Consider the following 26837-nt stretch of genomic DNA (forward strand, 5'->3'; position numbering starts at 1 on the left):
TGACATGACCGCTGACCCAGCACGCATGGACCTGAAGGGCGTTCGCCAGGGCGCCGCGATGGCGGCCGTGCGTGTCGTGCGCCGGCTGCGCGAAGCCGGCGACTGGCAGCGCGAGATGGACACCATCCTGGAGACGCTGTGCGTCGCCATGCGCTGCCAGCGCGGCATTCTGTTCAGGCTGCGCGAATTGGCCGGCCAGGGTTTTGCCCAGTCGGTCGCCGCCTACTGGATCGACCCGCGCTTCGGCGGCGAGCTGGCCTCACCGACGGTGATCATGCAATCGATCGTCGATAACGACCCGCTGCTGGAGCGGGTTGCGGAGGACGAACGGCAAGGCAAGATCTTTGCCGGCCACACGCGCAACCTCGACGGCTTCCTCAGGGCCGATTTCGAAAAGCAACACATCAAATCGTTCCTGTCGGTGTCGGTGTTCGCCCACGGCCATCTGTGGGGCACGCTTGCGGTCAATGATTGCGTCAATGAGCGCGAATGGACCGAGGAGGAGGAAGCGGCGCTGCACATCATCGCGCTCGCCATCGGCGATGCCATCGAACACTCGCCATCCGAGGCCCATGCCAGCGAGGTCATCCGCCGCACCATGTTGCAAGCCTCCCTCGACGCCATCATCGTCATCGACGAGACCGGGTCGATCATCGAATTCAATCCGGCCGCCGAAAAGATGTTCGGCTTCCAGCGCAGCGACATCCTTGGCAAGGACCTGCTCGATACGGTGGTGCCGGATTACTATCGCAAGGGCTATGCCTCGGGCGCCGAATACATGTCGGGGCGCGGCGCGCCGATGGTCGGCCAGCGGCTGGAGACCGTGACCCAGAATGCGGCCGGCGAGGTGTTCCCCATCGAACTGACGGCGACCGAGATGCAGGTTGCCGACCGCCGCCTCATCTTCGGTTGGATCCGTGATCTGCGTGACAAGCTGCGCGCCGAGGAAGAGATCAACCGCCAGCGCGAGAAACTGCACCAGAACGAGAAGATGGCGGCGATGGGTTCGCTGCTGGCCGGCGTTTCGCACGAGCTCAACAACCCGCTCGCCGTGGTCGTCGCGCAGTCGACGCTGCTGCATGAATTTGCCACCGACCCGCAGACCAAGGTGCGCGCCGAGAAAGTGCGCGCCGCTGCCGAGCGCTGCGGCCGCATCGTCAAGAGCTTCCTGTCGATGGTGCGCCTGCATCCGGCGGCCCAGGCCGAGACCGATCTCAACCAGGTGATCCGCGCGGCGCTCGAGGTGACCGCCTATGGCGCGCGCTCAAGCGGCATCATCATCGACACCGATTTCGCGCCCGGCCCGCTGCTGGCGCTGGCCGATGCCGACCACGTGACGCAGGTGGCCGCCAATTTTCTCATTAACAGCCAGCACGCTCTGGCCGGCATTGGCGGTGATCGCCTGATCAAGGTGCGGACGTTCCGCAGCGATCACGGCAATCCCGGCTTTTCGGTCGAGGACAATGGACCGGGCGTGCCGGAGGCGATCCGCGGCCGCATCTTCGAATCCTATTTCACCACCAAGCCGGTTGGTGTCGGCACCGGCATCGGCTTGTCGATCTCAAAGTCGATCATCGAACGGCACAATGGCAATGTCTGGTTCGAAGAGGTGCTGCCGCGCGGCGCTCGCTTCGTCGTCCAGTTGCCGGCGATCGCCGGCGGCGTGGCCGCCGTCGGCGACAGCTCGACCCGCTCCAGCGGTCTGCGCCATGCGCTGATCATCGACGACGAACCCGACGTCGCCGGCTCGCTCTCCGACATTCTGGAATTGATGGGCATCAAATCGCGGATCGTGCCAGCCTGGACGTCCGCGGCGGCGACCTTGACCGGCCACATGCCGCCCGACATCGTCTTCTCCGACCTGCGCATGCCCGGCATCAGCGGCATTGCCATCTACCGCGAATTGCTCACCGAGAACCTGGCGCTGGCCAAACGCTTCGTGCTGGTCACCGGCGACCTGATCGGCGCCAAGGCCGAGATCGAAGCCTTGCCGGCGCAGCAGCGGCCGCAGATCCTGGAAAAGCCGTTCTCGACGCTCGACGTCCGCGGCGTGCTCTCGGCCATCGCCGACCAGGTTGCTGCCGCCGGCTGAACTCTTCCCGAAGCTGGTCCGAGGGTTAGGCGAGATTCAGGTCAGGCAGAGTCGAGGATGGTGGCTTTCGAGAACCGGAGCGGAGCGTACTTAAGTACGTGAGCACCGGAAGCGCAGAAGGCCGCCATCCGCAGGCCGGCCTCACCTGAATATCGCCTAACCCGGAAAAAAGAGGCTCCCGACCGGCAGGACGGCGGGAGCCAGGAAGGAGCGCGGGAGGAAGCGCTCGGGAGGTTCTAGAAAACGTTGGGTGTCGTAGTCAGCGGCGCGGCGTTGGCGATCATGCGAATGGCGCGCGCCCTGTGCACGCCGGACTGGGCGGCGATGACGCGCAGGCAGTCCGCGCTCTCGGCGCCCCAAGCCTGGCCCTGGCAGGCAAAATCGATTTTCGGCTCAGGCAGTCGGGCGGTTTTGATGGTGGTCGGCGCACCCTCGACGACATTGGCCGGCGGGTTGAGCGAAGCAAAGGCCGGACCGGATGCCGGCGTCAGGAACAGGACGGCAAGGGCGCAGGCGCCCAGCATCGAGAACATCACGACCGGATGGTCGCTTGCGCGCTGGCGCAACGCCAGTTTGGCGCGCCGTTCGTTGCTGGCTGTCTCAGCTTTCGTATACATTGTTGCTCCCCTTCGCATTCTTATGAAACGAACTTAAACGCGCCCGGTAACGGGCGAATGATGTGCCTGGCTTGCCCGCGTAACAGGTTTGAAACAAGAAATTCGGGCATGTCCGGGCAGATCCGGTCATGTGCCGACGGCAGAATTCGTTTGCGGAGCTGTTTCATGCGCGCAATCAAACGTTGACGACAGGCGGGCCGTGAACGCAGCAAAGCCTGATGCTGGCCGCTCGAACTATGAACAAGCTCACACTGCGGGATGAATTTGTGGGCGGCAGGCATTTTTCGTCTCCGGCCAGAGCCGCTTTGCACGGCCAGCTGGGCTAAATCCACATACTGGACTGCCGTTTCAGGACCCCGGTTAACGCCCGGATTTTCCGGGATTTTCTTCGATCGAAGCGGCTCCGAGCTGGCTCGATCCCATCATCAAGATAATTTCTGATTTCCACAAGCCATTGCATTTCAATGCAAAATATGATTTTATTGAATGATCATTCAACAAAAGAAGAGCCTTTTTATGAACCCGCACCTCCGTAACGTGGCGATCCCCAACGATTGGGACCGGCGGGGCTTGCCGGGCTGGGCTTATCACTCCAACGCGCTTCTCGAACTCGAGAAGGAATACGTCTTCCGCAACCATTGGCAGATCGCCGGCCATGTCTCCGACGTGCCAAACGCCGGCGACTATCTGACCATGGACGTGGTCGGCGAGCGGGCGCTGATCGTGCGCGGCAAGGACGGCGTCGTGCGCGCCTTCAACAACATGTGCCGGCATCGCGGCAGCCGCGTCGTCGCCGACAGCCAGGGCACCTGCAAGAACGCGCTGGTCTGCCCGTTCCACGGCTGGGTCTACAATCTCGACGGCACGCTGCGCGGTGCAGCCCGGCCGCGCTCCTTCCCGGAACTCGACAAGACCGAATTCGGCCTGATGCCGCTCGACCTCGAAATCTGGATGGGCTTCATCTTCATCCGCTTCCGCAAGGGCGGCCCGCAACCTTCTGTGGCGGAGTTGCTGAAGCCGATCGAAGCAGAGATGGCCCACTACAACGTGGCTGAGATGGTGCCGTCCTGGGGCATCTGGACACAGAAGACGCCGGTTAACTGGAAGTCGGTGCGCGACGTCGACAATGAAGGCTATCACGTCGCCATGGCGCATCCGGCGCTGCAGGATCTCTATGGCGCGACTTATTTCGACGAGCCGTTCATCAACGGCGTGTCGCGCTCCTTCGCCACCTACAATCCGCATGCCGGACGGCGCTGGAGCGTGCGCGAATACATCAAGCTCACACCCGATGCCTCGGACCTGCCTGAGCATCTGCGCAGGGCCTGGATCTATTACGGCATCTTCCCCAACAACGCGCTGTCGATCATGCCGGAATCGGTGCAGTTCTATCAGGAGTTCCCGCTGTCGACCGGCGAGACGCTGTTGCGCGGCGCCATCTACCGCTACCCCGACGAAACCAGGGAACAGGCGGCGGCGCGCTACCTCGCCTACCGCATCGACCGCGACACCATGAACGAGGATGTGCAGCTTTCCGTGTGGTCGAACGAGTCGATGATCTCGGACGCCTTCGAGGGCTTCTACCTCTCCGACCTCGAATATGGCGTGCGCACCCACCACGACCATCTGCGCAAGGAGATTCCGGTTCTGGGCCTGGAGACGGCACCCGAGGAAAAGGACATGTGGTCGCTGAACGACGCCCTGCGCTCGCGAGGGTAGCTCTCTTCCTTCTCCCTGTTCTACGGGGAGAAGGTGCCCGAAGGGCGGATGAGGGGCGGCGCCAACGCCTCGCGATTGGTCCGGCCCATCACCTTCGAATGCTATCGTCTGGTAGAAATCTTATAAGCTGGCGCAACCCCTCACCCGCCTGCCGGCACCCTCTCCCCGTAAACGGGGCGAGGGAAGCTAGCCCTGCCACACCCCTTCTTTTCTGAGATCATCCATCGTCCGCGAAATGCCTTCGCGCAGGATCGCCACCATGTCGTCGATCTGCTCGCGCGTAATGATCAGCGGCGGCGACATCACGCACATGTTGATCAGCGGCCGCACCAAAAGGCCGAGTTCATGGCAGTGCGCGTCGATGCGTTTGCCGACATCCTTGTCGAGCTGCAGCGGATCCTTGCTTTCGCGGTCGGCGACGCATTCGACGCAGCCCATCAGACCCATGCCGCGGACTTCGCCGACCAGCGGCAGCTCTTCCAGCGTCTTCAGCTGCGCCTGGAAGTAGGGCGCGACATCGCGCGTATGGGCAAGCACGCCGTCTTCAAGGATGTCGAGGTTCTTCAGTGCCACCGCGCAGCCGATCGGATGGCTGGTATAGGTCAAACCGTGGCCGAACAGCGCGTCGGGATGGTTGGAGCGGCGCATTTCCTGAAGCAGCCGCTCCGAGATGATGACGCCCCCGAGCGGGAAATAGCCTGAGGTGACGCCCTTGGCGAAAGTGATCATGTCGGGGTCGATGCCGAACACGTCGCCGGAGGCAAAGACATGGCCGAGCCGGCCGAAGCCGGTGACCACCTCGTCCGAGACATAAAGGATGTCGTTCTCGCGGCAGATCTCGCGGATGCGCTTGAGATAGCCATCCGGCGGCACGACGACGCCGCCCGACGCCTGCACCGGTTCGCCGACGAAGGCGCCGATCTTTTCAGCGCCGACACGCGCGACAGTGTCGCGGAACTGGTCAACGAGGAAATCGCAGAAGGCCGCAATATCCATGCCCTTTGGACGTCGGAACGGATCGGGCGAAGACAACTTCACGACAAGGTCATCGGCGCCGTCCATCCAGTCGCGGTCGCGCGGGCGGCCGTTGAGCGAGGCCGACAGATAGGTCGAGCCGTGATAGGCGCCGCCGCGGCTGAGGATCAGCTTCTTTTCCGGGCGTCCGCGCACATTGTTGTAGAACTGCATGAAACGCAGCGCCGTCTCGACAGCCGACGAACCGCCGGTGGTGAAGAACGTATGGCTGAGATCGCCCGGTGCATGATCGGCAATTCGCTTGGCGAGTTCGGCCGAGGGCGCGTTCATCGTGTACCAGGGCGTGTTGTAGGACAACGTCATCGCCTGGTCGTACATCACCTTGGCCAGCTCCTCGCGGCGGTGGCCGACATTGATGCACCACATGCCGGCCGGCCCGTCGATCAGCCGCTTGCCGGTGACATCGGTGATGTAGATCCCGTCGCCTTCGCCGATCAGCGCGCGCGCTTCGGCGCCGACCGAGCCGGCATAAGGCCAGGGCTGGACAAGATGGCGCTTGGCGAGCTCGACTGCATCATCGTCGCCAGCCATCTCGATCGCTCTTAGGTCTCTTGCAGCCGCCATCATTGCCTCGCAGGTCTGGAGCGTAATTTTCGCCGGACACGAAACGAAGCCATGCGATGAAAAGCGGGCTTTCTTCACTTCATTTTGAATGTCCGTTCAATCAATATTACAGAAATAGCGCTTGATTTCAATCCACGGATGCGCTCATGATGAAAGAAGGCCGGCAAGCTTGGAGCGCGACCAGAAAATCGCGCTCCGCAAAAATTGGGAACAGGCAGCCGGCCGGTCAATGGGAGCATCATGTCGGGACAGTTCGAGCCAGCAACCGAGATCACGCCCGGTGCGCTGCAATGACGGCAGCTGCCGAAGGGGTGCCCGCGCGGCGCATGACTCGAGCAAGGCGGAACGCCCTTCTGCAGTCCGAACCCGCCCAGGGCTTTGCCCTGATCAGCCCGACTTTCCTCTATGCCCTCATCCTTCTGGTGCTGCCGATCCTGGTGGTCTTCGCCCACTCTTTCTGGACGCAGGACTACCTCACCATCGACCACACATTCACGCTGGAGAATTATCGCATCGCGCTGACCGAGCCGATCTATCGCGATCTTCTGTGGCGCTCGCTCTACATCTCGCTGACGGTGAGTTTTTTCACTGTCATCCTCGCCTATCCGATCGCCTACTTCATCTCGTTCCATGGCGGCCGTCACAAGAGCCTGTGGCTGTTCCTGATCACCATTCCGTTCTGGACCAGCTATCTCCTGCGCGTCATGTCGTGGAAGGTGATCCTCGGTTACAACGGCGTGCTCAATTCCGGACTGATGGGGCTCGGCATCATCGACGAGCCGTCGACAGCGCTGCTCTACAATTCCAGCGCCGTCATCATCACATTGACCCATGCCTGGGCGGCCTTCGCCATCCTGCCGATCTTTGTTTCCCTGGAAAAGGTCGACCGCACCCTGGTCGAGGCGGCGACGGATCTCGGCGATAGCCCGCTGCGCTCCTTCCTGCGCGTGACGTTGCCGCTATCGGCGCCGGGCGTCATCTCGGCGGCGTTGATCGTCATGATTCCGACGGTCGGCGACTACGTCACGCCGAAGCTTGTCGGCGGCAAGGACGGTGTCATGATCGCCAACGCCATCCAGGCGCAGTTCGGCAAGGCATCGAACTGGCCGCTGGGTGCGGCTCTCTCCGTCACCACCATGCTGGTCGTCTCGCTGATGGCGGGCGCCACGGTGCTGATCATCCGCGCATTGCAGAGGCTGGCGCGATGACGGCGATGCGGCGCTTGTTTGCCGGCGGCTGGCTGACCGCCTACGCCTTCCTCTACATCGTCTTTCTCTATCTGCCCGTGATCTTCCTGCCGATCTTCTCGATCAACACCGCGCCGACGCCGAAGTTTCCCCTCACCGGCTACACGCTGAAATGGTACGAGGACCTGCCCAAGACGCCGGCGCTGCTCGACGCCGCCTGGAACAGCCTGATCGTCGGTGTCTCGGCATCCGTGCTGGCGACGCTGCTCGGCATCCTCGCCGCCCGCTCGATCACCCGCTACCGCTATCCCGGCCGCCGCACCATCAACGGCCTGATCATGGCGCCGCTGGTGCTGCCGGAAATCATCCTCGCCATCTCCATGCTGCTGGTCATGCTGCAGCTTGGCCTCAGCCTGTCGCTGTTCACCGTCGTGCTCGGCCATGTCCTGATCTGCATCCCCTATTCGATGACGGTGCTGACCGCCGGGTTCGAGGGCTTCGACCGCAGCCTGGAAGAAGCCTCCGCCGATCTCGGCGAAAGCGCCTTCGGTACCTTCCGGCGGGTGACGCTGCCGATGGTGGCGCCGGCGATCATTTCCAGCCTGCTGGTCTGCTTCACCATCTCGCTCGACGAATTCGTCATCGCCTTCTTCCTGACCGGAACCGAGACGACGCTGCCGATCTACATCTGGGGCCAGTTGCGCTTTGCCGCCAAGCTGCCGGGCGTGCTGGCGCTGGGCACGCTGCTGCTGGTTGCCTCTTTCGTTTTGATGACCGTTGCCGAGATCCTGCGCCGCCGTGCGGCCAGGCGCACCCAGAACGAGGGAGGCCTCTATGCCTGAGCCAACCCAGGCCGAACGGCCCCAGTCCGAGCGGGCCCAATCCGATCGATCGATGATCGAAATCCGCGACGTCACCCGCAGCTACGGCACCTTCAAGGCGCTCGACGACGCGACGCTGACCATCAGGGAAGGCGAGTTCTTCTCGCTGCTCGGTCCTTCCGGCTGCGGCAAGACCACGCTCTTGCGCATGATTGCCGGTTTCGACAACCCGACCAGCGGTTCGATCTCGGTTGGTGGCCAGTCGATGGAAGGCATTCCGGCCAACCGCCGGCCAACCAACATGGTGTTCCAAAGCTACGCCATCTTCCCCCATCTCAATGTCGAGCAGAATGTCGCCTACGGGCTGAAGCGGCTGAAACTGGGCGCGACGGAAGAAAAACGCCGCGTCGAGGAGGCGCTGGCCCAGGTGTCGCTGACCGGGCTGGGCAAACGCCTCGCCACCGAGCTGTCCGGCGGCCAGCGCCAGCGCGTGGCGCTCGCCCGCGCTTTGGTGATGAGGCCCAAGGTGCTGCTGCTCGACGAGCCGCTGTCGGCACTCGACAAGAAGTTGCGCGAGCAGATGCAGGTCGAGCTGCGCCGCCTGCAGCAGGCGGTCGGCATCACCTTCGTGCTGGTCACCCACGACCAGTACGAGGCGCTGGCAATGTCCGATCGTATCGCCGTGATGTTCGGCGGCAAGATCGCCCAGGTCGCCTCGCCCAAGGAGATCTACCAGCGGCCGATCAACCGCCAGGTTGCCGACTTCCTCGGCGGCATGAATTTCGTCAAGGCCGAGATTGTCGAGGAGAACAGCGCCTCGCTGATCGTCGACACGCTGGGCTTCGGCCGTGTCAGGACGGACAGGCCGAAGGCGTTCGTGCGCAGTGGCGGCGCTGCCACGCTGGGCATCAGGCCGGAGCGCCTGCGGGTTCTATGGGACAATGCGACGGCGAAATTCGAGGTCGCCGGCAAGGTGGTCGAACGCCATTATTTCGGCGAGATCACCCACCTGATCGTCGAGATACCCGGATTGGAAAAGCCGCTATCAGTCACCGAGACCAACGACTTCGGCGCCGACGACATCCCCGTCGGTACCTCGATCCGCCTTGCCTATGATCCTGAGGCGCTGGTGGCTATGGCGGACTGAGCATGCCCCCGAGAGGTTGGAACCGGTTTTCGGAAAAGGTCATTCTCCGCTAAGACTCTGAAGCGCGGTCAAAATTTCTTTGGCGGCGATGCGCCCCATCACGATGGCGCCTTCGACATAGCCTGGGAAGGATGGCGACAGTTCCGATGATGCGAAATGGACAGGAGCCGCGCCGGCACGGATCGTGCGCTCGGCATCCCGGGCCGTCACATCGACAATGAGGTCGCTATAGGCGCCGCCGCTCCAGCGGTCTTGTATCCAGTCGCGCTGGCTGAAATCGAGAATGTCGGCCGCGTCCGGACCAAGGGCGCTCACCAGCTGCGCCGCTACTTCCGCGCGCAGTGAAGTATCGTCGAGAGGGCGCCAGCGCAGTGCCAGCGGTCCGCCGACGAAGACGACCAGCGCCGCATGTTGCGCATCCTTGCTGGCGTCGCAGGCGAACAGACCCGGCAGGTCGCGCCACATCACCATGCCGCACAGATCGCGCTCGCGCCAGAACGGCCTGGCATAGCGCACGAGGATCTTGATCACCGCGCCGCTTTCCCAGACGCCAAGCGCCTTGCCGAGAGCTGGCGGCAAGGCGGGCGCGAAATCGAGCGTTGCGGCGGTTGCCGGCGGCAGCGCGAGCAGCACTTTTCGCGCTTCAATGGCGCCTTTGGTCGAGACGACACGAACTCCGTGTGGACCGTGCTCGATGCGCACGACCGCGTCGTCCAACCGCATCCGGTCGCCAAGATCGCTGGCCAAATCCTCTGCCAGCGACTGCATGGTCTCGCGCAAGGAATATTGCAGCTCAGGCACCTCGTTGGTGATGCGACGGTCATTGTCGATCAGGTACCACAGTGGCACCTTGTCCGCTGCCAGGCACCACAGTCCTTCGACCAGCGAGCGAAAAGCAGCCTTGGCGTCAGCCGTATCATGCTGTTGTTCCAGCCAGGTCGCGACGGTCAGCCCGGCGATCGAGGGATCGTCCGGCTCGATCCTGTTCATGCGCTCACGGATCGCCGTTGAGGCGTGGTAGGTGCGCTCGGCCCGCGCCGGGGTCATCGACGGATGGGTGATGAAATCGCCATTCACATAAGTCTCGACAAAGGCCTTGCCGCGGGCCGCGGCCAGCGCCGTTACCTCCGGCATGTCTTCGCAAAAAAACTGGCCGCCGCTGTCGATCCGTTCGCCAAGCCCGTTGCGAACCGCTTCCACTCTGCCGCCGACGCGGTCGCGCGCTTCAAGCAGCAAGACATCGATGCCGGCCTGCTTCAGCACAAGCGCAGCCGACAGGCCGGTGAAACCGGCGCCGACGATGACGACGTCGGTTCTTTCGGTCTTGTCGCTCAATAGCCGGCCTTGATCTTCTCGAATTCGGTGACCATGCGCTGCTTGAGGTCGGGCGGGACCGGCTGCTGGAACAGCGTCTTGTCGAGGAACTTGTCGAGATTGTCGAAGCCGCGGTCGGTCAGCACCTGGTGGTCGATCGCCGCCATGCCGGCGCTGTTGCCGTGGCCATAGCCGAAGGTCTTGACCAGATAGTCGGACACGGCATGCGCGTTGACCGCACTCAGGAAATCATACGCCTGATCAAGCTTGCCCGGCGCGTCCTTCATCAGCACATAACCGCACACCCAGGTCGAAATGCCTTCCTTGGTGTCGCGGTTCATGGCGATGGGCATGCCTTGCCCCTTGAGCGTCACGAAGGTCTCGTTCCAGCCCCAGACGAGATCGACCTCATTGCCGGTAAAGGCCTGGTTGAGATCGGTGTCGTCGGTCCAGTAGAAGCGGACATTCTTGTGGACGTCGCGCAGGAAGGCAGAGGCCTCCTGGAACTGCGCGTCGGTCATCTTGGTCCAGTCCTTGAGGCCGACGACCAGGCTTGCCAGCGCATAGGCATCGTCGACATTGTCGCCGATGGTGACACGGCCCTTGAATTTCGGATCGGCGAAGACCCTCAGCGACTGCGCCTCTTGAGCCGTCACCTTGTCGGTGCGGTAGAGCAACGAGGTGTCGCCCCAGTCGAACGGCATGAACCAGGCCTTGCCGTCGGCGGTGACGGCAAGATCCTTCATCGCCATGATGCCGGGATTGAGGTCCTTCCAGCCGGCGATCCTGGATGTGTCGAGCGGCTGCAGAATACCGGCCTCGCGCCATTTGGCGACGCTTTGCGAGCAGGGGTGGGCGATGTCGGCCTTGAAGCCGGCCCGCATCTTCTCGAAGGCTTCGTCCTCGTCGCCGAAGAAAGCGAAGGTCGGCTCGGCGCCGTATTTGGCGGCGTAGTCGGGATGCAGCAGCGGATCCTCATAGCCCGACCAGTCGAACACGACGAGATCGCCACCACCCTGGGCATAGGCCAACACTGTGCCGGCGCCCACTGTTAAGGTGGCGGCAAGGGCAAGGCGGCGAAGCATGGAATTCATGATGCGAAACTCCTGATCGCTAAAAGCGCCGGGCGACGTTACGGAATTTCAGCGACCTTGGCGAGACCGTCTGCCCGGCGCAATGACGGGCAGACGGATGAAGTCGAATAGGCTTTAGTAGCCAGCTTTGATCTTCTCGAATTCGGCGATCATCTTGAGCTTGAGCGCCGACGGGACCGGCGATTGGAACAGGGTCTTGTCGACGAATTTCTGCACGTCGTCATAGCCCTTCTCCTTCAGGATCGCCTGGTCGACGCCGGCCATGCCTTTGGCGTTGGCCTGGCCATAGCCCCAGTCCTTGACCAGCACCTTGGCGGTCTCGGGATCGTTGATTGCGTTCAGATAGTCATAGGCCTTGTCGACATTGTCGGGTGCGTCCTTGAACAGGACATAGCCGCAGACCCAGGTCGAAATGCCTTCGTCCGTGTCCTTCTTGGCCTTGATCGGTACACCGGCGGCGACCGACTGTACCGTCGCATCGTTCCATGCCCAGGCGAGATCGACCTCGCCGCCGCTCAGCAACTGCACGACGTCGGTGGTGTCGGTCCAGTAGGAGCGCACATTCTTGTGCACCTGCCGGAGGAAATCGGACGCCTGCTTGAATTGGTCGTCCGTCATCTTGGTCCAGTCTTTCACCCCGATGGCGAGGCTGGCCAGCGCATAGGCGTCGTCGACATTGTCGCCGATCGAGACCCGGCCCTTGAACTTGGGATCGGCGAAGGCCTTCAGCGACTGCACCTCCTTCTCGTCGATCTTGGAGGTGTTGAAGGTGACCTGCGTGTTACCCCAGTCCCACGGCATGAACCAGGCCTTGCCATCCGACGTGGTCGCCAGATCCTTCATCGCCATGATGCCGGGATTGAGATCCGTCCAGCCGGTGATCTTCGACGTGTCGAGCGGCTGCAGCAGGCCAGCCTCACGCCATTTGGTCACGCTCTGCGAGCAGGGATGGCCGAGATCGGCCTTGAACCCGGAGCGCACCTTCTCGAACGCTTCGTCCTCATCGCCGAAGAAGGCGAAGGTCGGCGAGTCACCGTTCTTCTCGACATATTTCGGGTGGAAGCTCGGGTCTTCATAGCCGGACCAGTCGAACACGATGAGGTCCTTGTCGGCGGCAACTGCAAGCGCTGCGGCGGAAGCCGCCAGCGTTGCGGTCAGCGCCAATGTCAGTGCCAGGCGTCGGGTTGTGCTTTTCATTCTGTTCCATCCTCTGTTCTGGTTATTTGAGCCCGGCTTGGATCCGCCGGTTGTTGTCAACGTCAGGTGCCTTGCGGGTAATGCTTCGGAAAAGCGGCCGACAGGAATTCGTTAGCCGCCTGCAACGCGCTCTCGCGGGTGACGTCCTCGGTGCCCATCATCAGCCGCAGCCACAGCCCTTCCAGCATGGCGCTCAGGGCCAGCGCCATGACCTGCGGCTCGTAGCCGTAGCCACCGCTTTGTTTCAGCGTGGCGCAGAGGTCGATGAAGATCTTCTGGTAGGCTGCGTCGCGCGCGCCGCACAGCGCCTGGTAGGTCGGCCGCGACTTGGCTTCGCCCCAGAACGCGCACCAGGCGGCGAGCTTGCGCTTGTTGCAGATCGAACGGTCGAAATCGGCGGCGACCAGCGCCCGCAACTGCCGGGCCGGATCGTCGCCGGCCTTGGTCAGCGCGGCGCGCCAATGCGCGGCATATTCGTCGGCCATGTAGGCAAGCGTGGCGACGAGCAGCTTCTCCTTGCTCTCGAAATGAAAATTGACGATGCCGCGCGACAGGCCGGCGCCATCGGCGACATCGGCCATCGTCGTTTCCGAATAGCCGCGCTTGGCGAGCGAATCGATCGTCGCCTCGATCAGCTGCTGCTGCCTGACCTCCTTCGACGCCTTGCGGCCGCGTTTTTCCGGTTCGTTTTTTCCAGAAATGTCGGAGGATCGCTCTTCGCGCGCTGCAGCTTTCATCGGTGCCGTCATGCTCCATATTGCCGGCTATCCCACCACAGCCGGCTTCCACCCGCGAAGATGAGTGGGACGGTGCTCGCCACTGTCAAGCACCTTCTGCATGGCTTCCCAGGTTCGAATGTTCTTGTCGACATAGGCCACTCCGACCGCGGCCGCCGCCGTCTGGTAGAGCGGTCCTTTCAGCCTTTCCAGCTCGCCGCGCGCGACTTCGCGATACCAGGGATTGCGGTCTTTGACGGCAACATCGGCAAAGCCGGCGCGGCGCATGGCCTGCGCATAGCGCGCCGGAGACGCCATGGCGAAGGACAGACCCTCGGCCGCAACATAGGCCTTCATGTCAGGTGACGGCTCGCCGTCATGGCCGATCAACCAGTCGGAAGCAGCAAAGACGCCGCCGGGTTTCAGCACGCGAAAGATCTCGGCAAACAGCGCGTCCTTGTCGGGCACGTGCAGCAACGCATCCTTGGAGAAGACGACATCGAACGAATTGTCGGCAAAAGGCAGCGGCCCCGGCGGCGCCTGGATGAAATTGGCGCGATCTGAAAGCCCGCGCGCGGCGGCACGCTTTATCGCCGCCTCGATCACTGGGCATTCAATGTCAAAGCCGGTGGCATGGGCGGCGCCATGGCGCTCGACCAGATGCAGCGCGATGCCGCCCGAGCCGCAGCCTATGTCGAGGACGGTCATACCGCTCAGCGACAGCCCCTCGACCACCCGGTCAACCTCATCAGGCCCGCCCGGCGATAGATAACCCTCGCCCCACAGCGCCTCGAGGAAACGGATGGCGGTGTCGTCATATTCTGGCTCGGCCTCTGCCGCTTCGATCATCGAACCTCGGTCCCGTCAGCCGAATTCAACACGTTCGATTGCCGGCAAAACGTAGCGCATGCCAGAGAAAACGCAAGACTATTTGTTGAACATTCATTCAATACCACTGGACAGAATGCCGGCCACCATGCCAAATTCCGCGCAATCGGGAACGAGATCACGCAAAAATGAACGCGGATCCCCAAGAGAAAACGGACGCGAATGAAAGCTTGGGACGCGATCATCATCGGCGGCGGACACAACGGCCTGGTCAACGCCTGCTACCTGCAGCGCGCCGGCCTCGACGTGCTGGTGGTGGAGAAGAACGACTGGGTTGGCGGCGCCGCCACCAGCCGCGAACTGACGCCGGGCTTCCTCTACTCCAACTGCTCCTATGTCTGTTCGCTGTTTCGCCCCGAGATCATGCGCGACCTCGAACTGCCGCGCTTCGGCCTGCAGGTCATCTCGTATGAAGGCGGCGCGGTGTTCACCCGCGACGGCGACTACCTCGCCAACTACCGCGACCATGACGCGCACCGGCGCGAATTCGCCCGCTTCTCCAAGCGCGACGCCGAAGCCTATGACCGCTATTCGCGCGACGTGACGCGGCAATGCCGCTTCATCCAGCCGCTGCTGATGCGCACCGCGCCCGACCCGACCAGTTTTCGACCACGCGACATCGGCGAGTTGCTCTATCTGGGTAAAAAATTCGCCGGCCTGTCGGCCGAGGAAATGGCGCTGACGCTGCGCTTCTGGACAATGTCGATCTCGGAATTCCTCGACGAATATTTCGAGACCGACGTCATCAAGGCGAACTTCGCTCTGTCCGGCATCATAGGCACCGCGCTCGGGCCGATGTCGCCCGGCACGGCCTATGTGCTGCTGCACCACTATATGGGCGAGGTCGACGGCTCCGTTGGCGCCTGGGGCTATGCGCGCGGCGGCATGGGCGCCGTCACCAGGGCGCTCGCCGCTTCCTTCAAGGCCTCCGGCGGCACCATCCGCACCGGCGCCGAGGTCGACCATGTTCTGGTTGGCCGCGGCAAGGCGAAAGGCGTGGTGCTGGCCGGCGGCGAGGAGATTTACGGCAAGCTCGTCGTCTCCAACGCCGACGTGAAGCGCACCTTCCTGAAACTGGTCGAGGAAAAGGAACTGCCCGACATTTTCCTGCGTCGGGTGAAGAACTTCAAGATCCGCGGCTCATCCGGAAAGGTCAACATCGCGCTGGATTCGCTGCCGGAATTCCCGGCGCTGCCGAAGGATTCGCCGGTCTATCGCGGCGACATGCATTTCACCGATTCGATGGAGCGCATGGAGCGCGCCTATGACGACTGGAAGGCCGGGCGTTGGTCGGCCGATCCGTTCCTCGACATGGTCATCCCGACGACACTCGACCCGACCATGGCGCCGCCGGGCAAGCATTTCATGAGCTGCTTCGTGCAATACGCGCCGCCCAAGGTGAATGGCCAAGACTGGACCGATGCCGATCGCGACGGTTTCGCCGAAAGCGTGATCGCGCAAATCGCCGAGTACTCGCCAGGTTTCCGCGACCGCATCGTCCACATGGAGGTGCGTACGCCACGCGAGATCGAGGCCGAGGTCGGCCTTACCGAAGGTAATATTTTCCAGGGCGAACTGACCTTCGACCAGCTGCTGTTCAACCGCCCGGTGCCCGGCTATGCACAATACCGCTCGCCGGTGGGGAACCTCTATATGTGCGGCTCCTCGACCCATCCCGGCGGCGGCGTCATGGGCGCTCCCGGCCGCAATGCCGCGGCCGAAATTTTGCGAGATCTCGCAAAGTCCACCTCCCACATGAGCCCGGCCCATGACGTCATTTGATTGCATCGTCATCGGCGGTGGCCACAACGGCCTCGTCGCTGCAGCCACGCTGGCGAAAGCCGGCCGCAAGGTGCTGGTGCTCGAAGCCGCAGCCGAAGTCGGCGGCGCGGCGCGCACCGAAGAGTTTGTGCAGGGTTTTCGCGTCTCCGCAGTCGCGCATGTGCTCAACCGGCTGCACCCCGATGTGGTGAAGACGCTCGAGCTGGAGAAATACGGGCTGCAATTCGCGCGCAGCGATTTCATCCCGACCGTTGCGCTGTCGAAAGACGGCCCTCCGCTTGTCCTGCACGGCGCCTATGGCGAAGTGCTGACCGGCTCCACTCCGTCCGAGCAGTCCGCCTGGAAGGAATTGCGCGCGCAACTCATGCGCTATGCCGGCATATTGAAGCCGTTCCTGTCGCGTCGGCCACCCGATCTTGCCGGCATGTCGCTCAAGGAGACGGCAGCGCTTGGCCAGGCAGCCCTGTCGCTGAAGAAGCTCGGCAAGGAAGACATGCGCGACTTCCTGCGTGTTCTCCTGATGAACGTCGCCGACCTGCTCGACGAGCAGCTTGCCGACGCCAGGCTGAAGGGCCTGCTCGCGTTCGACGCGACGCTGGGCAGCCATCTCGGTCCGCGATCGCCGACCTCGCTGCTTGGCCTCTACTACCGGCTGGCCGGCGAGACTGGTGGTGCGGCCGGCGCGCAGATGCTGCCGAAAGGCGGCATGGGCGCGGTCGTCAGCGCTATTCGGGCAGCTGCGGAACAAGCCGGCGTCACCATCCGAACGGCTGCACCGGTGGCTAAGATCATCGTCGAGAAAGGCCGTGCCGTTGGCGTCGCCCTCGACAGCGGCGAGGTGCTGCGCGCCAGAACGATCGCCTCCGCCATCAATCCGGCGACCACCATGCTCGACCTCATCGGGCCGCGCGACATCGACACCGGCTTTGTGCGCAAAGTGAAGAACATCCGCATGAAGGGCGATGCGGCGAAGCTCCATCTGGCGTTGGACCGGCCGCCGCAATTTTCCGGCGTCGACGCCGCTAGCCACAAGGGCCGTCTGGTCATCGCACCCTCGCCCGACCATGTCGAGCGCGCCTTCAACCCGTCGAAATATGGTGAGTTCTCGCCCGAACCGGTGATGGAGCTCACGCTGCCGTCGCTCGCCGATCCATCGCTTGCGCCGAGCGGCGCCTGCGTGCTGTCGGCGGTCGTGCAATACGCACCCTACGCGCTGAAGGAAGGCTGGGATGCGGGCAAGCCAAAGTTCTTGAAGGCGATCATGACACAGCTCGAATCTTACGCGCCCGGTATCGGCAAGTCCGTGCTGCATTCAGAACTTTTGACGCCGGCCGATATCGAGACGCGCTACCGCATGCCCGGCGGCCACTGGCACCACGGCGAATTGCAGGCCGACCAGATGCTGATGTCGCGACCTGTCTCCGGTTGGTCGGGTTACAACACACCGGTCGAGAGGCTGTTCCTCGCCGGCGCCGGCTCGCATCCCGGTGGTGGTGTTTCGGGCGCTCCGGGTCTGAATGCTGCGCGGCGCATCCTTGCGATGAAGGGTTAGATCATGGCGCAAGCAACCAAAAGGAAGCCTGTCGCGGCGCAGACGAACTCCATCGTCCCCGCACGCCTTGCCGCGCAATCGCATTTCCGCACGCTGCGTCTCGGCACGCCGTTCCAGCCGCGTATCGATGCACTCGCCAAGACCCAGGACTGGTACAATTGGGCCGGCTACCGCGCGCCGCATTCGCTGTGGGACGAGGAGCTCGAATATTTCGCCATCCGCAGCCAGGCGGCTTTGTTCGACATCTCGCCGATGACCAAATTCCGCGTCGAGGGTCCGGATGCCGAAGCCTTCCTCGATCGCGTCACGCTGCGCGATGTCACCAAGCTGAAACCCGGCCGCGTCCACTACACCGCCTGGTGCGACGATGAAGGTTTCGTGCTCGACGACGGCACGCTGTTTCGCCTGTCACCGACGCGCTTCCGCCTGTGCTCGCAGGAACGGCATTTGCCCTGGCTGCTCGACAGCGCGATCGGCTTCGATGTCTCCGTCGAGGAAGAAACCGAAACCGTCGCCGGGCTCGCTCTGCAGGGACCAACCTCGTTTGCCGTGCTGCGCGATGCCGGTTTCGCCGGCGTCGAGAAAATGAAGATCTTCGACCTCGCCGAGTCCCCGCATGACGGCGCAACGGTGATCATCTCGCGCACCGGCTTCACCGGTGATCTCGGCTATGAACTGTTCATTCCGGCCGAAAAGGCGCTCAGCCTCTGGGATCGGCTGATGACGGGAGGCGAACTGCGCGGCATTCGCGCCATCGGCTATGCCGCCCTCAACCGCGCCCGCCTCGAGGCAGGCCTGATCGTCGCCAATGCCGATTTCACCACCGCCGAGCATGCCATTCGCGCCGACCGTCTGCGCATGCCGGACGAGATCGGCCTCGGCTTCATGATCGATCTGGAAAAGGCCCATTTCAACGGCCGCCGCGCCATCCTCCAAGCCCGCGCCAAGCGCAAGCTGCGCCACGTGCTGGTCGGGCTGGAGATCGAAGGCAACATCCCGGCCGAGCACGCCATCGTCTATCACAAGAAGCATCAGGAGGTTGGGCTGGTCAGCGCCGCCATGTGGTCGCCGATGGCCAAGCGCAACATTGCCATCGCCTCGCTGGCGCGGCCCTACGGTGATACTGTCGTGGAAGAGCTCTGGGTCGAGATCTACGCCATGCGCGAACTGCAGTACCAGAAGCTGATGAAGCGGGCCAAGGTGGTGGCGCGCCCCTTCATCAAGCTGGACCGCCGCACGGCCAATCCGCCGGCGGATTTTTGATCATGGCCGACGAAGCCGATGATGAGACGGAAGCCGGCGAACAGTGGCAGTTGGTCAATACACCGCTCGGCGAAAAATGGTCGGGCCGCACTCGCTATGCCGCCGCCATGTTTTTCTACAAGCGCGGCGAGATGAGCGCCGAGACGCTCGAGGTCTACCGCATCTGCGCACGGCTGGATTCGGAAAACCCGCTGCCGATCATCAGGGATCGCGGCACCGGCCAGGAATGGCTGAAGCGCATGGGCGCCTAAGGGCTCACCCGATCGTTCGTTCCAGTACATTGAGCCAATTGCGATAAGCGATCTTATCGATCAGCGCGCGGCCGAAACCGCGTGCGGCCAGCGCATCGATCAACTTCGGCAGGCCGGCAACGTCGCCGATGACGGCCGGGATCATCGCGCCGTCGAAATCCGAGCCGAGGCCGACTCCGTCCTCGCCCAGCGCCTGCAGCAGCGAATCGACATGGCGCACCATGATGTCGAGGCTGGTGTCCGAGTTCATCCTGCCGTCCTCGCGCAGGAAGCCCGTGGCAAAATTCAGCCCGACCATGCCGCCGGTCTCGCGAATGGCGCCGAGCTGCCAGTCGGTCAAATTGCGCGAATGGGTGCACAGCGCATGCACGTTGGAATGGGTGGCGACCAGCGGCGCATCGCTGAGCGCGGCGACATCGCGAAAACCCTTTTCGTTGAGATGCGACAGATCGATCATGATCTTCAACTGATTGCAGGCCTTGACCAGCGCCTTGCCGGCATCGGTCAGCCCCGGCCCGGTGTCGGGCGACGAGGGGAAGCGGAACGGCACGCCGTGGCCAAAGGCGTTGGGACGGCTCCAGACGATGCCGAGCGAGCGCAGACCGGCTTCGTATAGCACGTCGAGCAAGGTGAGCTCGGGATCGATCGCCTCGACGCCTTCAATGTGGAACACCGCCGCGATGGAGTCTTTCGCCATCGCTTCGCGAATGTCACCAGCGCTGCGGCAGACGGTCAGCGCTCCCGCCCGTTCCAGCCGGAACAGGATGGACGCCATGGCGATGGTGGAGTTCAGGGCCTCAGCGCGCGGCAGTTCCGGCGGCAGCGGCTCGTTGTCGCTCGGCGCCGGCGGTACCGCCGAGCGCTTGGCCTTCTCGACCGGCGGCGGGAAGATCGCGAACATGCCGCCGGCGAAGCCACCCTTCCTGGCCCGGGGCAGATCGATGTGACCGCCCTGCGTCCCCTCGATGAACAGCTTTTCGACGTCCGTGTCCTTCGACTGGTAAAGTCGCAGCAGCGTGTCGTTGTGGCCGTCGAAGACGGGGACGAGATCGGATTCGGTCATCGGGAAGCCATTCGATTGAGGAGCTGCAGGCTGAAACCAGCCTGCGGGCGATACCTCTATCTAGGCAAGATGGCCGAGCCAAGCAAATGCCAGACGCGTGTTTGCGTTGCCTGGCTTATTGCTTCAGCACATCGGCCCATTCCGGATGGCGGCGGAACTGGGCGTTGGCGAAGGGACAGAGCGGGATGATCTTCTTGCCCGCCGCGCGCATGTCCTCGACGGCGCGGGTAACCAGCCGAAGTCCGGCGCCTTGGCCGCGAAACGCATCCGGCACCTCGGTGTGATCGATGATGATCTGATGCTCGCCGATCTTGGTGAAGGTCATCTCCGCCTCGGCTCCGCCCGGACCACGCAGGACATACCGACCCTTCGAGCCGCGGTCCTCCAGTTCGATATCAGGCAATTGGTCAGGCATTATCTGCTCCTTCAACCGGCACGGCGGCGAAAAGCCGCCTCGCCGCTTCGATCTCGTTTGGTCGCACCTCGTGGCCGCCATCGTGCCATTCCACTGTGACATCAGCACCATCGGCGCTCAAATAGGCTTCCAGCCGCGCCGTCAGATTGGGCGGGCAGATCGGGTCGCGCTTGCCCGCGGTGACCAGGATGCGGCGTCCGGCAAGGCTGCCCTTCACCTCGGGTTCGAACGGGATCAGCGGATGCATCAGCACCGCCGCGTCGAACAGCTTGGGCGCGGCGAACACCACCGAGGCCAGGATGTTGGCGCCGTTGGAATAGCCGAGGCCGAATACCGAAGACGGCTTTGCCGCCTCGACCTGCGCCTTGATGAAGCCGGCCATCTTGCCGGTCGCCCGGCCGAGGTCTTCCATGTCGTAGACGCCCTCGCCGGTGCGGCGGAAGAAACGCGCCGCGCCATGTTCGGAGACATCGCCACGCGGCGACACGATGGTCGCCTGGGGCGCGAGGTCGCGTCCCAGCGAAACGAGCTGGTTCTCGTCCGCCCCGGTGCCGTGGAAGACGAAAAGCAGCGGGCCGCCGGGCGAACCCGGCAGCGTCTTGTGGATGTAAGCGTCCTTGCTCATCGTCGTCAGCCTTCCAGCTTCTGCAGATGCTGTTCGAGATAGGGTCTGAGATGCTGGTGCTGCGTCGGCAGTTTCAGCGCTTCGCCCAGATGGGCGGTGTCCTCGTCGCGGTCGAAGCCCGGCTCGTTGGTGGCGACTTCGAACAATACGCCGCCCGGCGTGCGGAAGTAGATCGCCCAGAAGTAGTCGCGGTCAATCACCGGCGTCACGCCATAGCCCGTATCGATCAGCGCCTTGCGCACTTCGAGTTGCGTGGCGCGGTTCTCCACCGCGAAGGCGACATGGTGGACCGAGCCGGCGCCGAGATTGGCGAAGCCAGCCGTCGGCAACGATTCGATGTCGACGACATCGGCGCCATTGCCGTTCTTGATGGCGAGCCGGCTGACATTGCCGGATTTGTCGACTTGCTCGTAGCCCATAAACTTCAACAGCTCCTCGGTGGCGCCGCCATCCTTGAGGCGCAGCGACACCGAATGAAAGCCGCGGATCGCTTCGTCGGCGGGAACGCCGCCCTTCAACCATGGCGTACGGCTGTCTGCCTTATCCTCGACCAGCGCAAAACCATCGCCGTCCGGACCGGCGAAGGCCAGTCGCTTCTCGCCGAATGTTTCTTCGCGCGAGAGACCGCTAACGCCCTCATCGGCGAAGCGCTTTTCCCAATAGTCGAGTGTGCCTGCCGGCACGGAATAAGCCGTGGTGCCGACCTCGCCAACGCCGTGGCGGCCCCTGGCAATGTCCGGGAACGGAAAATAGGTCATCACCGAGCCCGGCGTGCCGTGCTCATCGCCATAGTAGAGGTGGTAGACATCGGGCGCGTCGAAGTTAACGGTCTTCTTGACCCGGCGCAGGCCGAGCTTGTGCGTGAAGAAATCATTGTTCTGGCGCGCATCGCCGGCCATCGACGTCACGTGATGCAGGCCCTTGATCTGGTCGAGCATTGTCTTGCTCCTTCCCTCGAGTGTTTGCGGCCCCTTGCCGCTGTCGACGCCTATATGAGGATACACCGGGCAATGGCAAAGGCAGCAAACTCAAGATGGACTGTGCATTAAAAGTGAACATCGAAAAATTGTCGTTCACCATCTCGGCGGTCCCGACAGGCTTGCGCCGCCGTCAGGATTCGGTTCATTGAACCTCTTCCAGACGTGACAGGATACATACATTGGCCGCGAAAAGCAGACGACCGAACATCCTTCTGATCTCTTGCGACCAGTGGCGCGGCGACTGCCTGTCGGCTGCCGGCCATCCGGTGGTGAAGACACCGAACGCCGATGCGCTGGCTGCCGAGGGCGTCCTTTTCAGGCAACACTACGGCGGCGCAGCGCCCTGCTCCCCAGCCCGCGCCTGCCTCTATACCGGCCTCTACCAAATGAACAATCGCGTCTGCCGCAACGGCACACCGCTCGACGCTCGCCACGGCAACATCGCGCTGTCGGCTCGCTCCCTCGGCTATGATCCGACTCTGTTCGGTTACACCGACGTCTCGTCCGATCCGCGCACGATGGCGCCGGACGATCCGCGGCTGAAAAGCTATGAGGGCGTCCTGCCGGGCTTCAGCGTACGCCAGTTCCTGCCCGAGCATCAGAAGCCGTGGCTGTCATGGCTGAAGGCGCGCGGTGTCGACACCAGCGCGGGCTCTCCTGGCATCCATCGCCCCGTCGGCGAGAAACCAGGCGACGCCGTGACCAACGCGCCGCCGATCTACTCAACAGACGAGACGCCGACGGCCTTTCTTGCCGGCGAATTCATCCGCTGGCTGGACGAACAGGATGCGTCCTGGTTTGCGCATGTGTCTTTTATCAGCCCGCATCCGCCCTTCATCGTGCCGGAGCCCTACAACACGCTTTACGATCCGGCCGACGGTCCGGCCTTCCGCCGCCAGAAAAGCTATCAGGCGGAAGCAGAAAGCCATCCCTATCTGGCTTACGACCTCGGCCGCCAGAAGCGGAGAAGTTTCCGCCCCGGCATGGACGGCAAGGTGTGCGACTGGGGCGATGACAATCTGCGCGCCATCCGCGCGATCTATTACGGCATGATTTCGGAAGTCGACGCGCAGCTCGGACACATCTGGCAGGGGCTCAAGGCCGCTGGCGCCTGGGACGACACGATCATCGTGCTGACATCGGACCACGCCGAGATGATGGGCGACCATTTCATGCTCGGCAAGGGCGGCTTCTTCGACGGCAGCTATCACATCCCGCTGATCGTCCGCGACCCGCGGCGCGGCAAAGCGGCGGGCTCGACCGTCGACCGCTTCACCGAGGCCGTCGACATCTTCCCGACCTTGCTCGATCTGCTGGATGCCGACGCCCAGCCGCATCTCGACGGCCATTCGCTGAAAGCGTTTCTGGAAAGTGAACCGCCCAAGGATTGGCGTGACGCGGCGCATTGGGAGTTCGATTTCCGCTCAATTGCCGAAGGGGAAGCCGAACGACATTTGGGCATCGCCTCGCGTCAGTGCAATCTGGCCGTCATCCGAACGGAATATTTCAAATACGTGCATTTCGGCGGCGGCCTGCCGCCGCTGCTGTTCGATCTGAAAAAGGATCCGGGCGAACTGACCAATGTTGCCGGCGATCCGAAGTATCTCAGCGTACGGGTCGAATTCGCGGAGCGGCTTCTTGCCTGGCGCGCCGAACATCTCGACCAGTCCGTGGCACTGGCGGAACTGACGGATGATGGTGTGGCAGGATATTTCGCCGGTCGTCACTCTCTCCATGAAAAAGCCCGCGCCAGCGCTGGCGCGGGCTCCCTTATGCCTCCCTAGTCGTCAATCGCTGAGGATCATCCGCTGCTCATCCCGCTTCTCGGCATAGCTGCCCTTGTCATAGGCGGCCTGCGCCTGAAGCTGCTCCTTGGTGAAGTTGGTGTAGAGATACTTCTTGCCGTCCTTGTCGGTCATGAATTTGAGCTTGTCCATGCCGACCGCGACCTCCTTGGCGCCGATGCCGAGGAAGCCGCCGACATCGATGATCACGGCATCCGGCTTGCTGTCAGGCGCCAGCACGACGTCGCCGATTTCGCCGACCCTGGCGTCGTTCGCGCCATAGACGGTCGTGCCTTTCAGATCGTCGCCCCTGATCTCACCGACCGGCATCTCGGTCAGCGTCGATTTGTCGATCGCCGCGGTCTGCGTCGGGTCTGTGGCCTTCACGTCAGGCGACTCGGCCGCCGGAGCTTCAGCTGTCTTGTCCATCGGCGCCGGAGCTGCTGTCTCAGCCGGAGCGGCCGCTGGGGCGGTCGCTGCTGGTGCAGCGGGCGTACCGGCGTCGGACATAGTGGTCACCGGCACCGGATCATAGACCTTGCGGTCAAAGTCCGGCTGCGCCTGCAATTCCTCCTTGGTCGTCTGGGCGACCAGCCAGCGATCGCCATTCTTCTCGGCCCACTGCGCCTTGGCGAAATCATAGGTGACGTTCTTCTCGCCCATGCCGAGGAAGCCGCCGACGCCGATCACCAGGGACTGCGCCATGCCATCCTTGGTCAGCACGATGTCGTTGACGTCACCGATCTTCTCGGCATCGTCGGCAGTGCCGTTGTAGACGGTCTCGCCGATGATGTTGGTGGCGAGATTGCCATCAGCGCGTTTAACCACCGGTTCCGACGGCGCCGCGTTGAGGTCGACGGGCTTCTGCGGATCGTTCTGCGCGCTGTCGGTGGATACAGGCGCTGGGGCCGGATCGTAAGGTTTGCGGTCGAAGTCCGGCAGCGCCGCCAGTGCTTCCTTCGTCGTTTCGGCAACCAGCCAGCGGTCGCCGTTCTTCTCGACCCATTCCAGCTTGCCGTAGTCGAAAGCAACGTTCTTGCTGCCTATGCCGAGGAAGCCGCCGACACCGATGATGGCGGATTTGGCCTTGCCGTTTCCATCGAAGACGACGTCACTGACATCGCCGATCTTCTGGGCATCTTCGCCGGTGCCGTTATAGACGGATTCACCGATAATATTGGTCATCAGGGCGCCGTCGGCCCGCTGCGGAGCCGGAGCAATGGTGGCGGGGGCTTCAGCCGGGGCCGGGGTCGTCGCCGGGGCCGTCGTTGACTGTGCGAAAGCACCGGTGGCGATCAGCGTTGCAAGCGCGGTTGTCGCGAACAGAGTGCGGATCATGATTAAGTCTCCTCTTGCGTGATCTCTTACGCGCCGCGACCGGCAATCCGTCGTCGGGAGACCGAAAGCGGCGCCTCCAATGTGTTCACAACGTCGTGACAAGGCGCTTGTTCCGAAAAAACGGGGAATCGGGATAGCTCGAGCAAGCCCAGCCAGCTGATGGAACCTTTGTAAGGCCTGCCCGTTTCAGCCTGTGGCTGACTAAACAATACGGAGCGGGGCATGCGATTTGCAGCGGTGCTGAACCGAGACGGCGGCACCTTGCGGACGACCGATCTTTCCACGTTTTCGGACAGGATGCGCCAGACGCTTGAGGCTGCTGGCCACACCATCGATATCGACATCGTCGAAGGCAAGGATATTGTCGCGGCGCTCGACAAGGTCGCCTCGCGGCGCGGCATCGAGGTGGTGCTGGCCGGTGGTGGCGACGGCACCATTTCGGCCGCCGCGGCGCGGCTGATGAACAGCAAGAAAGCCTTGGCTGTCCTGCCTGCAGGGACCATGAACCTGTTCGCTCGCGGCCTCGGCATTCCGCAGACCCTTGAAGGGGCCCTGACTTCCTTTGCCGACGGCGAGGTCATCGCCGTCGACATCGCCAGCGCCAACGGCCGACCCTTCGTGCATCAGTTCTCCATCGGCCTGCACGCCAGGATGGTGAGGCTGCGCGACACCATGGAGTTCGCCTCGCGCCTGGGAAAGATCCGTGCTTCGGCAAAGGCCGCCTGGAGGACGATCAACAATCCGCCCGCCATGAAGGTGGCATTGACGGTCGGCGACGCCGAGATCGTGACCCGCATCAGTGGCATCGGCATCTCAAACAATCTGTTCGGCGAGGGTCACCTGCCCTATGCCGATAACCCTGCCGGAGGCGTGCTCGGCATCTATGTCACCGTGGCGCGGCAGCGCGGCGAGCTGGCCAGGGCCCTCTTCGACATAGCGCGCGGCAGATGGCGCGACAGTGATCATGTCGAGATCCATCAGGCCGACAAGGCAGTTGTGAAAATCCACACGGGAAGCAAGAAGTTCGGTGCGGTCATCGACGGCGAACTGGTCAAGCTGGAGCGCGAAACAGCTGTTCAGATTCACCCCGGCGCGTTGAATGTCCTGGTGCCGGCGCGTGCTGCGCAGGCAAAGGCTGCCTGATGCGATCGCCGAAGACGACGAGCGCTCTAGCCGCCGGCCGGCTGGTCCTGACTGGCGGGCGCACTCTGGTTGGCGGGAGCGGCGTTGTTGATCTTTTCGCCATAAATCTCGGCGATACCCCAGGCGATGAAAGCCAGGAGCAGCGCGGCGATCAGGATGCGCAGCCCATGCCAACCCCAGCGCCCCTGACGGGCTTTGTTCTCAGGGATGATCTTGGTCATCGGCGGCGTTCCCGTGGGGCGACTGCTAG

Annotated in this window: 25 protein-coding genes; 11 read left to right on the plus strand and 14 right to left on the minus strand. The window is 63.1% G+C overall.

Features of this window, described 5'->3' with window-relative positions; all coding sequences use genetic code 11:
- Positions 1–4: 4 nt before the first annotated feature.
- Positions 5–2092 (plus strand): ATP-binding protein, encoded by a 2088-nt coding sequence (locus ACWGTI_RS06230; protein WP_454586265.1) that lies wholly within the window; start codon positions 5–7, stop codon positions 2090–2092.
- Between the two features lie 236 nt (positions 2093–2328).
- Here the strand turns inward: ACWGTI_RS06230 and ACWGTI_RS06235 are convergent, their stop codons facing one another.
- Positions 2329–2709 carry a hypothetical protein gene (locus ACWGTI_RS06235; RefSeq protein ID WP_454586266.1) on the minus strand — a complete coding sequence of 127 codons (381 nt, stop codon included), beginning with the start codon at positions 2707–2709 and terminating at the stop codon, positions 2329–2331.
- 20 nt (positions 2710–2729) lie between these two features.
- Positions 2730–2990: a hypothetical protein gene (locus tag ACWGTI_RS06240; RefSeq protein ID WP_454586267.1), complete on the minus strand. Its 261-nt coding sequence runs from the start codon at positions 2988–2990 to the stop codon at positions 2730–2732.
- A 235-nt stretch (positions 2991–3225) separates the two neighbouring features.
- Here ACWGTI_RS06240 and ACWGTI_RS06245 point away from each other — a divergent pair, with 235 nt between their 5' ends.
- Positions 3226–4428: an aromatic ring-hydroxylating oxygenase subunit alpha gene (locus ACWGTI_RS06245; RefSeq protein ID WP_454586268.1), complete on the plus strand. Its 1203-nt coding sequence runs from the start codon at positions 3226–3228 to the stop codon at positions 4426–4428.
- A 186-nt stretch (positions 4429–4614) separates the two neighbouring features.
- Here ACWGTI_RS06245 and ACWGTI_RS06250 read toward each other — a convergent pair whose 3' ends face one another.
- Positions 4615–6027, minus strand: coding sequence for an aminotransferase (locus ACWGTI_RS06250; protein WP_454586269.1), 1413 nt, complete (start codon positions 6025–6027; stop codon positions 4615–4617).
- A 290-nt stretch (positions 6028–6317) separates the two neighbouring features.
- Here ACWGTI_RS06250 and ACWGTI_RS06255 point away from each other — a divergent pair, with 290 nt between their 5' ends.
- From ACWGTI_RS06255 to ACWGTI_RS06265, 3 genes are read left to right on the plus strand one after another with little or no spacing between them, the layout of a single operon-like run.
- Positions 6318–7235 carry an ABC transporter permease gene (locus ACWGTI_RS06255; protein ID WP_454586270.1) on the plus strand — a complete coding sequence of 306 codons (918 nt, stop codon included), beginning with the start codon at positions 6318–6320 and terminating at the stop codon, positions 7233–7235.
- Complete coding sequence (locus ACWGTI_RS06260) at positions 7232–8056, plus strand: ABC transporter permease (RefSeq protein WP_454586271.1); 825 nt, start codon at positions 7232–7234, stop codon at positions 8054–8056. The genes ACWGTI_RS06255 and ACWGTI_RS06260 overlap by 4 nt, the downstream gene beginning before the upstream one ends.
- Before the next feature lie 52 nt (positions 8057–8108).
- On the plus strand, positions 8109–9182 hold the full coding sequence (locus ACWGTI_RS06265) for an ABC transporter ATP-binding protein (RefSeq protein ID WP_454586488.1): 1074 nt from the start codon (positions 8109–8111) through the stop codon (positions 9180–9182).
- Between the two features lie 39 nt (positions 9183–9221).
- Here the strand turns inward: ACWGTI_RS06265 and ACWGTI_RS06270 are convergent, their stop codons facing one another.
- From ACWGTI_RS06270 to ACWGTI_RS06290, 5 genes are all read right to left on the minus strand, one after another.
- The gene (locus ACWGTI_RS06270) at positions 9222–10517 is read right to left on the minus strand and encodes a flavin monoamine oxidase family protein (protein WP_454586272.1); all 1296 of its coding nucleotides are present in this window, start codon (positions 10515–10517) and stop codon (positions 9222–9224) included.
- The gene (locus ACWGTI_RS06275; RefSeq protein ID WP_454586273.1) at positions 10514–11590 is read right to left on the minus strand and encodes an extracellular solute-binding protein; all 1077 of its coding nucleotides are present in this window, start codon (positions 11588–11590) and stop codon (positions 10514–10516) included. Before ACWGTI_RS06275 ends, ACWGTI_RS06270 begins: the two co-directional genes overlap by 4 nt.
- Positions 11591–11704: 114 nt before the next feature.
- Positions 11705–12787: an ABC transporter substrate-binding protein gene (locus tag ACWGTI_RS06280; protein ID WP_454586274.1), complete on the minus strand. Its 1083-nt coding sequence runs from the start codon at positions 12785–12787 to the stop codon at positions 11705–11707.
- A gap of 62 nt (positions 12788–12849) precedes the next feature.
- Positions 12850–13524 carry a transcriptional regulator BetI gene (gene betI, locus ACWGTI_RS06285; protein WP_454586275.1) on the minus strand — a complete coding sequence of 225 codons (675 nt, stop codon included), beginning with the start codon at positions 13522–13524 and terminating at the stop codon, positions 12850–12852.
- 27 nt (positions 13525–13551) lie between these two features.
- Positions 13552–14352, minus strand: a complete 801-nt coding sequence (locus tag ACWGTI_RS06290) for a methyltransferase domain-containing protein (protein ID WP_454586276.1) — start codon at positions 14350–14352, stop codon at positions 13552–13554.
- A gap of 201 nt (positions 14353–14553) precedes the next feature.
- Between ACWGTI_RS06290 and ACWGTI_RS06295 the strand changes: the two genes are divergently transcribed.
- From ACWGTI_RS06295 to ACWGTI_RS06310, 4 genes are read left to right on the plus strand one after another with little or no spacing between them, the layout of a single operon-like run.
- On the plus strand, positions 14554–16173 hold the full coding sequence (locus ACWGTI_RS06295) for a phytoene desaturase family protein (RefSeq protein ID WP_454586277.1): 1620 nt from the start codon (positions 14554–14556) through the stop codon (positions 16171–16173).
- Entirely contained in the window at positions 16160–17725 is a 1566-nt protein-coding gene (locus tag ACWGTI_RS06300; protein ID WP_454586278.1) for a phytoene desaturase family protein, read from the plus strand. Before ACWGTI_RS06295 ends, ACWGTI_RS06300 begins: the two co-directional genes overlap by 14 nt.
- Positions 17726–17728: 3 nt before the next feature.
- Positions 17729–18988 carry an aminomethyltransferase family protein gene (locus ACWGTI_RS06305; RefSeq protein WP_454586279.1) on the plus strand — a complete coding sequence of 420 codons (1260 nt, stop codon included), beginning with the start codon at positions 17729–17731 and terminating at the stop codon, positions 18986–18988.
- A 2-nt stretch (positions 18989–18990) separates the two neighbouring features.
- The gene (locus ACWGTI_RS06310) at positions 18991–19239 is read left to right on the plus strand and encodes a hypothetical protein (protein ID WP_454586280.1); all 249 of its coding nucleotides are present in this window, start codon (positions 18991–18993) and stop codon (positions 19237–19239) included.
- 4 nt (positions 19240–19243) lie between these two features.
- On the opposite strand, the gene ACWGTI_RS06315 is transcribed toward ACWGTI_RS06310, so the two are convergent.
- From ACWGTI_RS06315 to ACWGTI_RS06330, 4 genes are all read right to left on the minus strand, one after another.
- Entirely contained in the window at positions 19244–20302 is a 1059-nt protein-coding gene (locus ACWGTI_RS06315) for a dipeptidase (RefSeq protein ID WP_454586281.1), read from the minus strand.
- Positions 20303–20417: 115 nt separating this feature from the next.
- The gene (locus ACWGTI_RS06320) at positions 20418–20717 is read right to left on the minus strand and encodes a GNAT family N-acetyltransferase (protein ID WP_454573144.1); all 300 of its coding nucleotides are present in this window, start codon (positions 20715–20717) and stop codon (positions 20418–20420) included.
- The gene (locus ACWGTI_RS06325) at positions 20710–21342 is read right to left on the minus strand and encodes an alpha/beta hydrolase (protein WP_454586282.1); all 633 of its coding nucleotides are present in this window, start codon (positions 21340–21342) and stop codon (positions 20710–20712) included. The genes ACWGTI_RS06320 and ACWGTI_RS06325 overlap by 8 nt, the downstream gene beginning before the upstream one ends.
- Positions 21343–21347: 5 nt before the next feature.
- Positions 21348–22280: a ring-cleaving dioxygenase gene (locus ACWGTI_RS06330; protein WP_454586283.1), complete on the minus strand. Its 933-nt coding sequence runs from the start codon at positions 22278–22280 to the stop codon at positions 21348–21350.
- 221 nt (positions 22281–22501) lie between these two features.
- On the opposite strand from ACWGTI_RS06330, the gene ACWGTI_RS06335 reads away from it, so the two are divergent.
- Positions 22502–24106, plus strand: coding sequence for an alkaline phosphatase family protein (locus ACWGTI_RS06335; protein WP_454586284.1), 1605 nt, complete (start codon positions 22502–22504; stop codon positions 24104–24106).
- A gap of 3 nt (positions 24107–24109) precedes the next feature.
- On the opposite strand, the gene ACWGTI_RS06340 is transcribed toward ACWGTI_RS06335, so the two are convergent.
- Positions 24110–25444 carry a PRC-barrel domain-containing protein gene (locus ACWGTI_RS06340; RefSeq protein WP_454586285.1) on the minus strand — a complete coding sequence of 445 codons (1335 nt, stop codon included), beginning with the start codon at positions 25442–25444 and terminating at the stop codon, positions 24110–24112.
- A 222-nt stretch (positions 25445–25666) separates the two neighbouring features.
- Here ACWGTI_RS06340 and ACWGTI_RS06345 point away from each other — a divergent pair, with 222 nt between their 5' ends.
- Positions 25667–26587, plus strand: a complete 921-nt coding sequence (locus ACWGTI_RS06345) for a diacylglycerol/lipid kinase family protein (protein ID WP_454586286.1) — start codon at positions 25667–25669, stop codon at positions 26585–26587.
- 26 nt (positions 26588–26613) lie between these two features.
- Here ACWGTI_RS06345 and ACWGTI_RS06350 read toward each other — a convergent pair whose 3' ends face one another.
- Positions 26614–26808 (minus strand): hypothetical protein, encoded by a 195-nt coding sequence (locus ACWGTI_RS06350; protein ID WP_454586287.1) that lies wholly within the window; start codon positions 26806–26808, stop codon positions 26614–26616.
- Between the last annotated feature and the right edge of the window lie 29 nt (positions 26809–26837).

This window comes from Mesorhizobium sp. ArgA1 (genome assembly GCF_053714375.1).

Bases quoted from the DNA above. Each gene is read 5' to 3' on its own strand.
- ACWGTI_RS06230 (WP_454586265.1), top strand. From the start codon at position 5: ATGACCGCTGACCCAGCACGCATGGACCTGAAGGGCGTTCGCCAGGGC.
- ACWGTI_RS06235 (WP_454586266.1), bottom strand. From the start codon at position 2,709: ATGTATACGAAAGCTGAGACAGCCAGCAACGAACGGCGCGCCAAACTG.
- ACWGTI_RS06240 (WP_454586267.1), bottom strand. From the start codon at position 2,990: ATGCCTGCCGCCCACAAATTCATCCCGCAGTGTGAGCTTGTTCATAGT.
- ACWGTI_RS06245 (WP_454586268.1), top strand. From the start codon at position 3,226: ATGAACCCGCACCTCCGTAACGTGGCGATCCCCAACGATTGGGACCGG.
- ACWGTI_RS06250 (WP_454586269.1), bottom strand. From the start codon at position 6,027: ATGGCGGCTGCAAGAGACCTAAGAGCGATCGAGATGGCTGGCGACGAT.
- ACWGTI_RS06255 (WP_454586270.1), top strand. From the start codon at position 6,318: ATGACGGCAGCTGCCGAAGGGGTGCCCGCGCGGCGCATGACTCGAGCA.
- ACWGTI_RS06260 (WP_454586271.1), top strand. From the start codon at position 7,232: ATGACGGCGATGCGGCGCTTGTTTGCCGGCGGCTGGCTGACCGCCTAC.
- ACWGTI_RS06265 (WP_454586488.1), top strand. From the start codon at position 8,109: ATGATCGAAATCCGCGACGTCACCCGCAGCTACGGCACCTTCAAGGCG.
- ACWGTI_RS06275 (WP_454586273.1), bottom strand. From the start codon at position 11,590: ATGAATTCCATGCTTCGCCGCCTTGCCCTTGCCGCCACCTTAACAGTG.
- ACWGTI_RS06280 (WP_454586274.1), bottom strand. From the start codon at position 12,787: ATGAAAAGCACAACCCGACGCCTGGCACTGACATTGGCGCTGACCGCA.
- betI (WP_454586275.1), bottom strand. From the start codon at position 13,524: ATGAAAGCTGCAGCGCGCGAAGAGCGATCCTCCGACATTTCTGGAAAA.
- ACWGTI_RS06290 (WP_454586276.1), bottom strand. From the start codon at position 14,352: ATGATCGAAGCGGCAGAGGCCGAGCCAGAATATGACGACACCGCCATC.
- ACWGTI_RS06295 (WP_454586277.1), top strand. From the start codon at position 14,554: ATGAAAGCTTGGGACGCGATCATCATCGGCGGCGGACACAACGGCCTG.
- ACWGTI_RS06300 (WP_454586278.1), top strand. From the start codon at position 16,160: ATGACGTCATTTGATTGCATCGTCATCGGCGGTGGCCACAACGGCCTC.
- ACWGTI_RS06305 (WP_454586279.1), top strand. From the start codon at position 17,729: ATGGCGCAAGCAACCAAAAGGAAGCCTGTCGCGGCGCAGACGAACTCC.
- ACWGTI_RS06310 (WP_454586280.1), top strand. From the start codon at position 18,991: ATGGCCGACGAAGCCGATGATGAGACGGAAGCCGGCGAACAGTGGCAG.
- ACWGTI_RS06315 (WP_454586281.1), bottom strand. From the start codon at position 20,302: ATGACCGAATCCGATCTCGTCCCCGTCTTCGACGGCCACAACGACACG.
- ACWGTI_RS06320 (WP_454573144.1), bottom strand. From the start codon at position 20,717: ATGCCTGACCAATTGCCTGATATCGAACTGGAGGACCGCGGCTCGAAG.
- ACWGTI_RS06325 (WP_454586282.1), bottom strand. From the start codon at position 21,342: ATGAGCAAGGACGCTTACATCCACAAGACGCTGCCGGGTTCGCCCGGC.
- ACWGTI_RS06330 (WP_454586283.1), bottom strand. From the start codon at position 22,280: ATGCTCGACCAGATCAAGGGCCTGCATCACGTGACGTCGATGGCCGGC.
- ACWGTI_RS06340 (WP_454586285.1), bottom strand. From the start codon at position 25,444: ATGATCCGCACTCTGTTCGCGACAACCGCGCTTGCAACGCTGATCGCC.
- ACWGTI_RS06345 (WP_454586286.1), top strand. From the start codon at position 25,667: ATGCGATTTGCAGCGGTGCTGAACCGAGACGGCGGCACCTTGCGGACG.
- ACWGTI_RS06350 (WP_454586287.1), bottom strand. From the start codon at position 26,808: ATGACCAAGATCATCCCTGAGAACAAAGCCCGTCAGGGGCGCTGGGGT.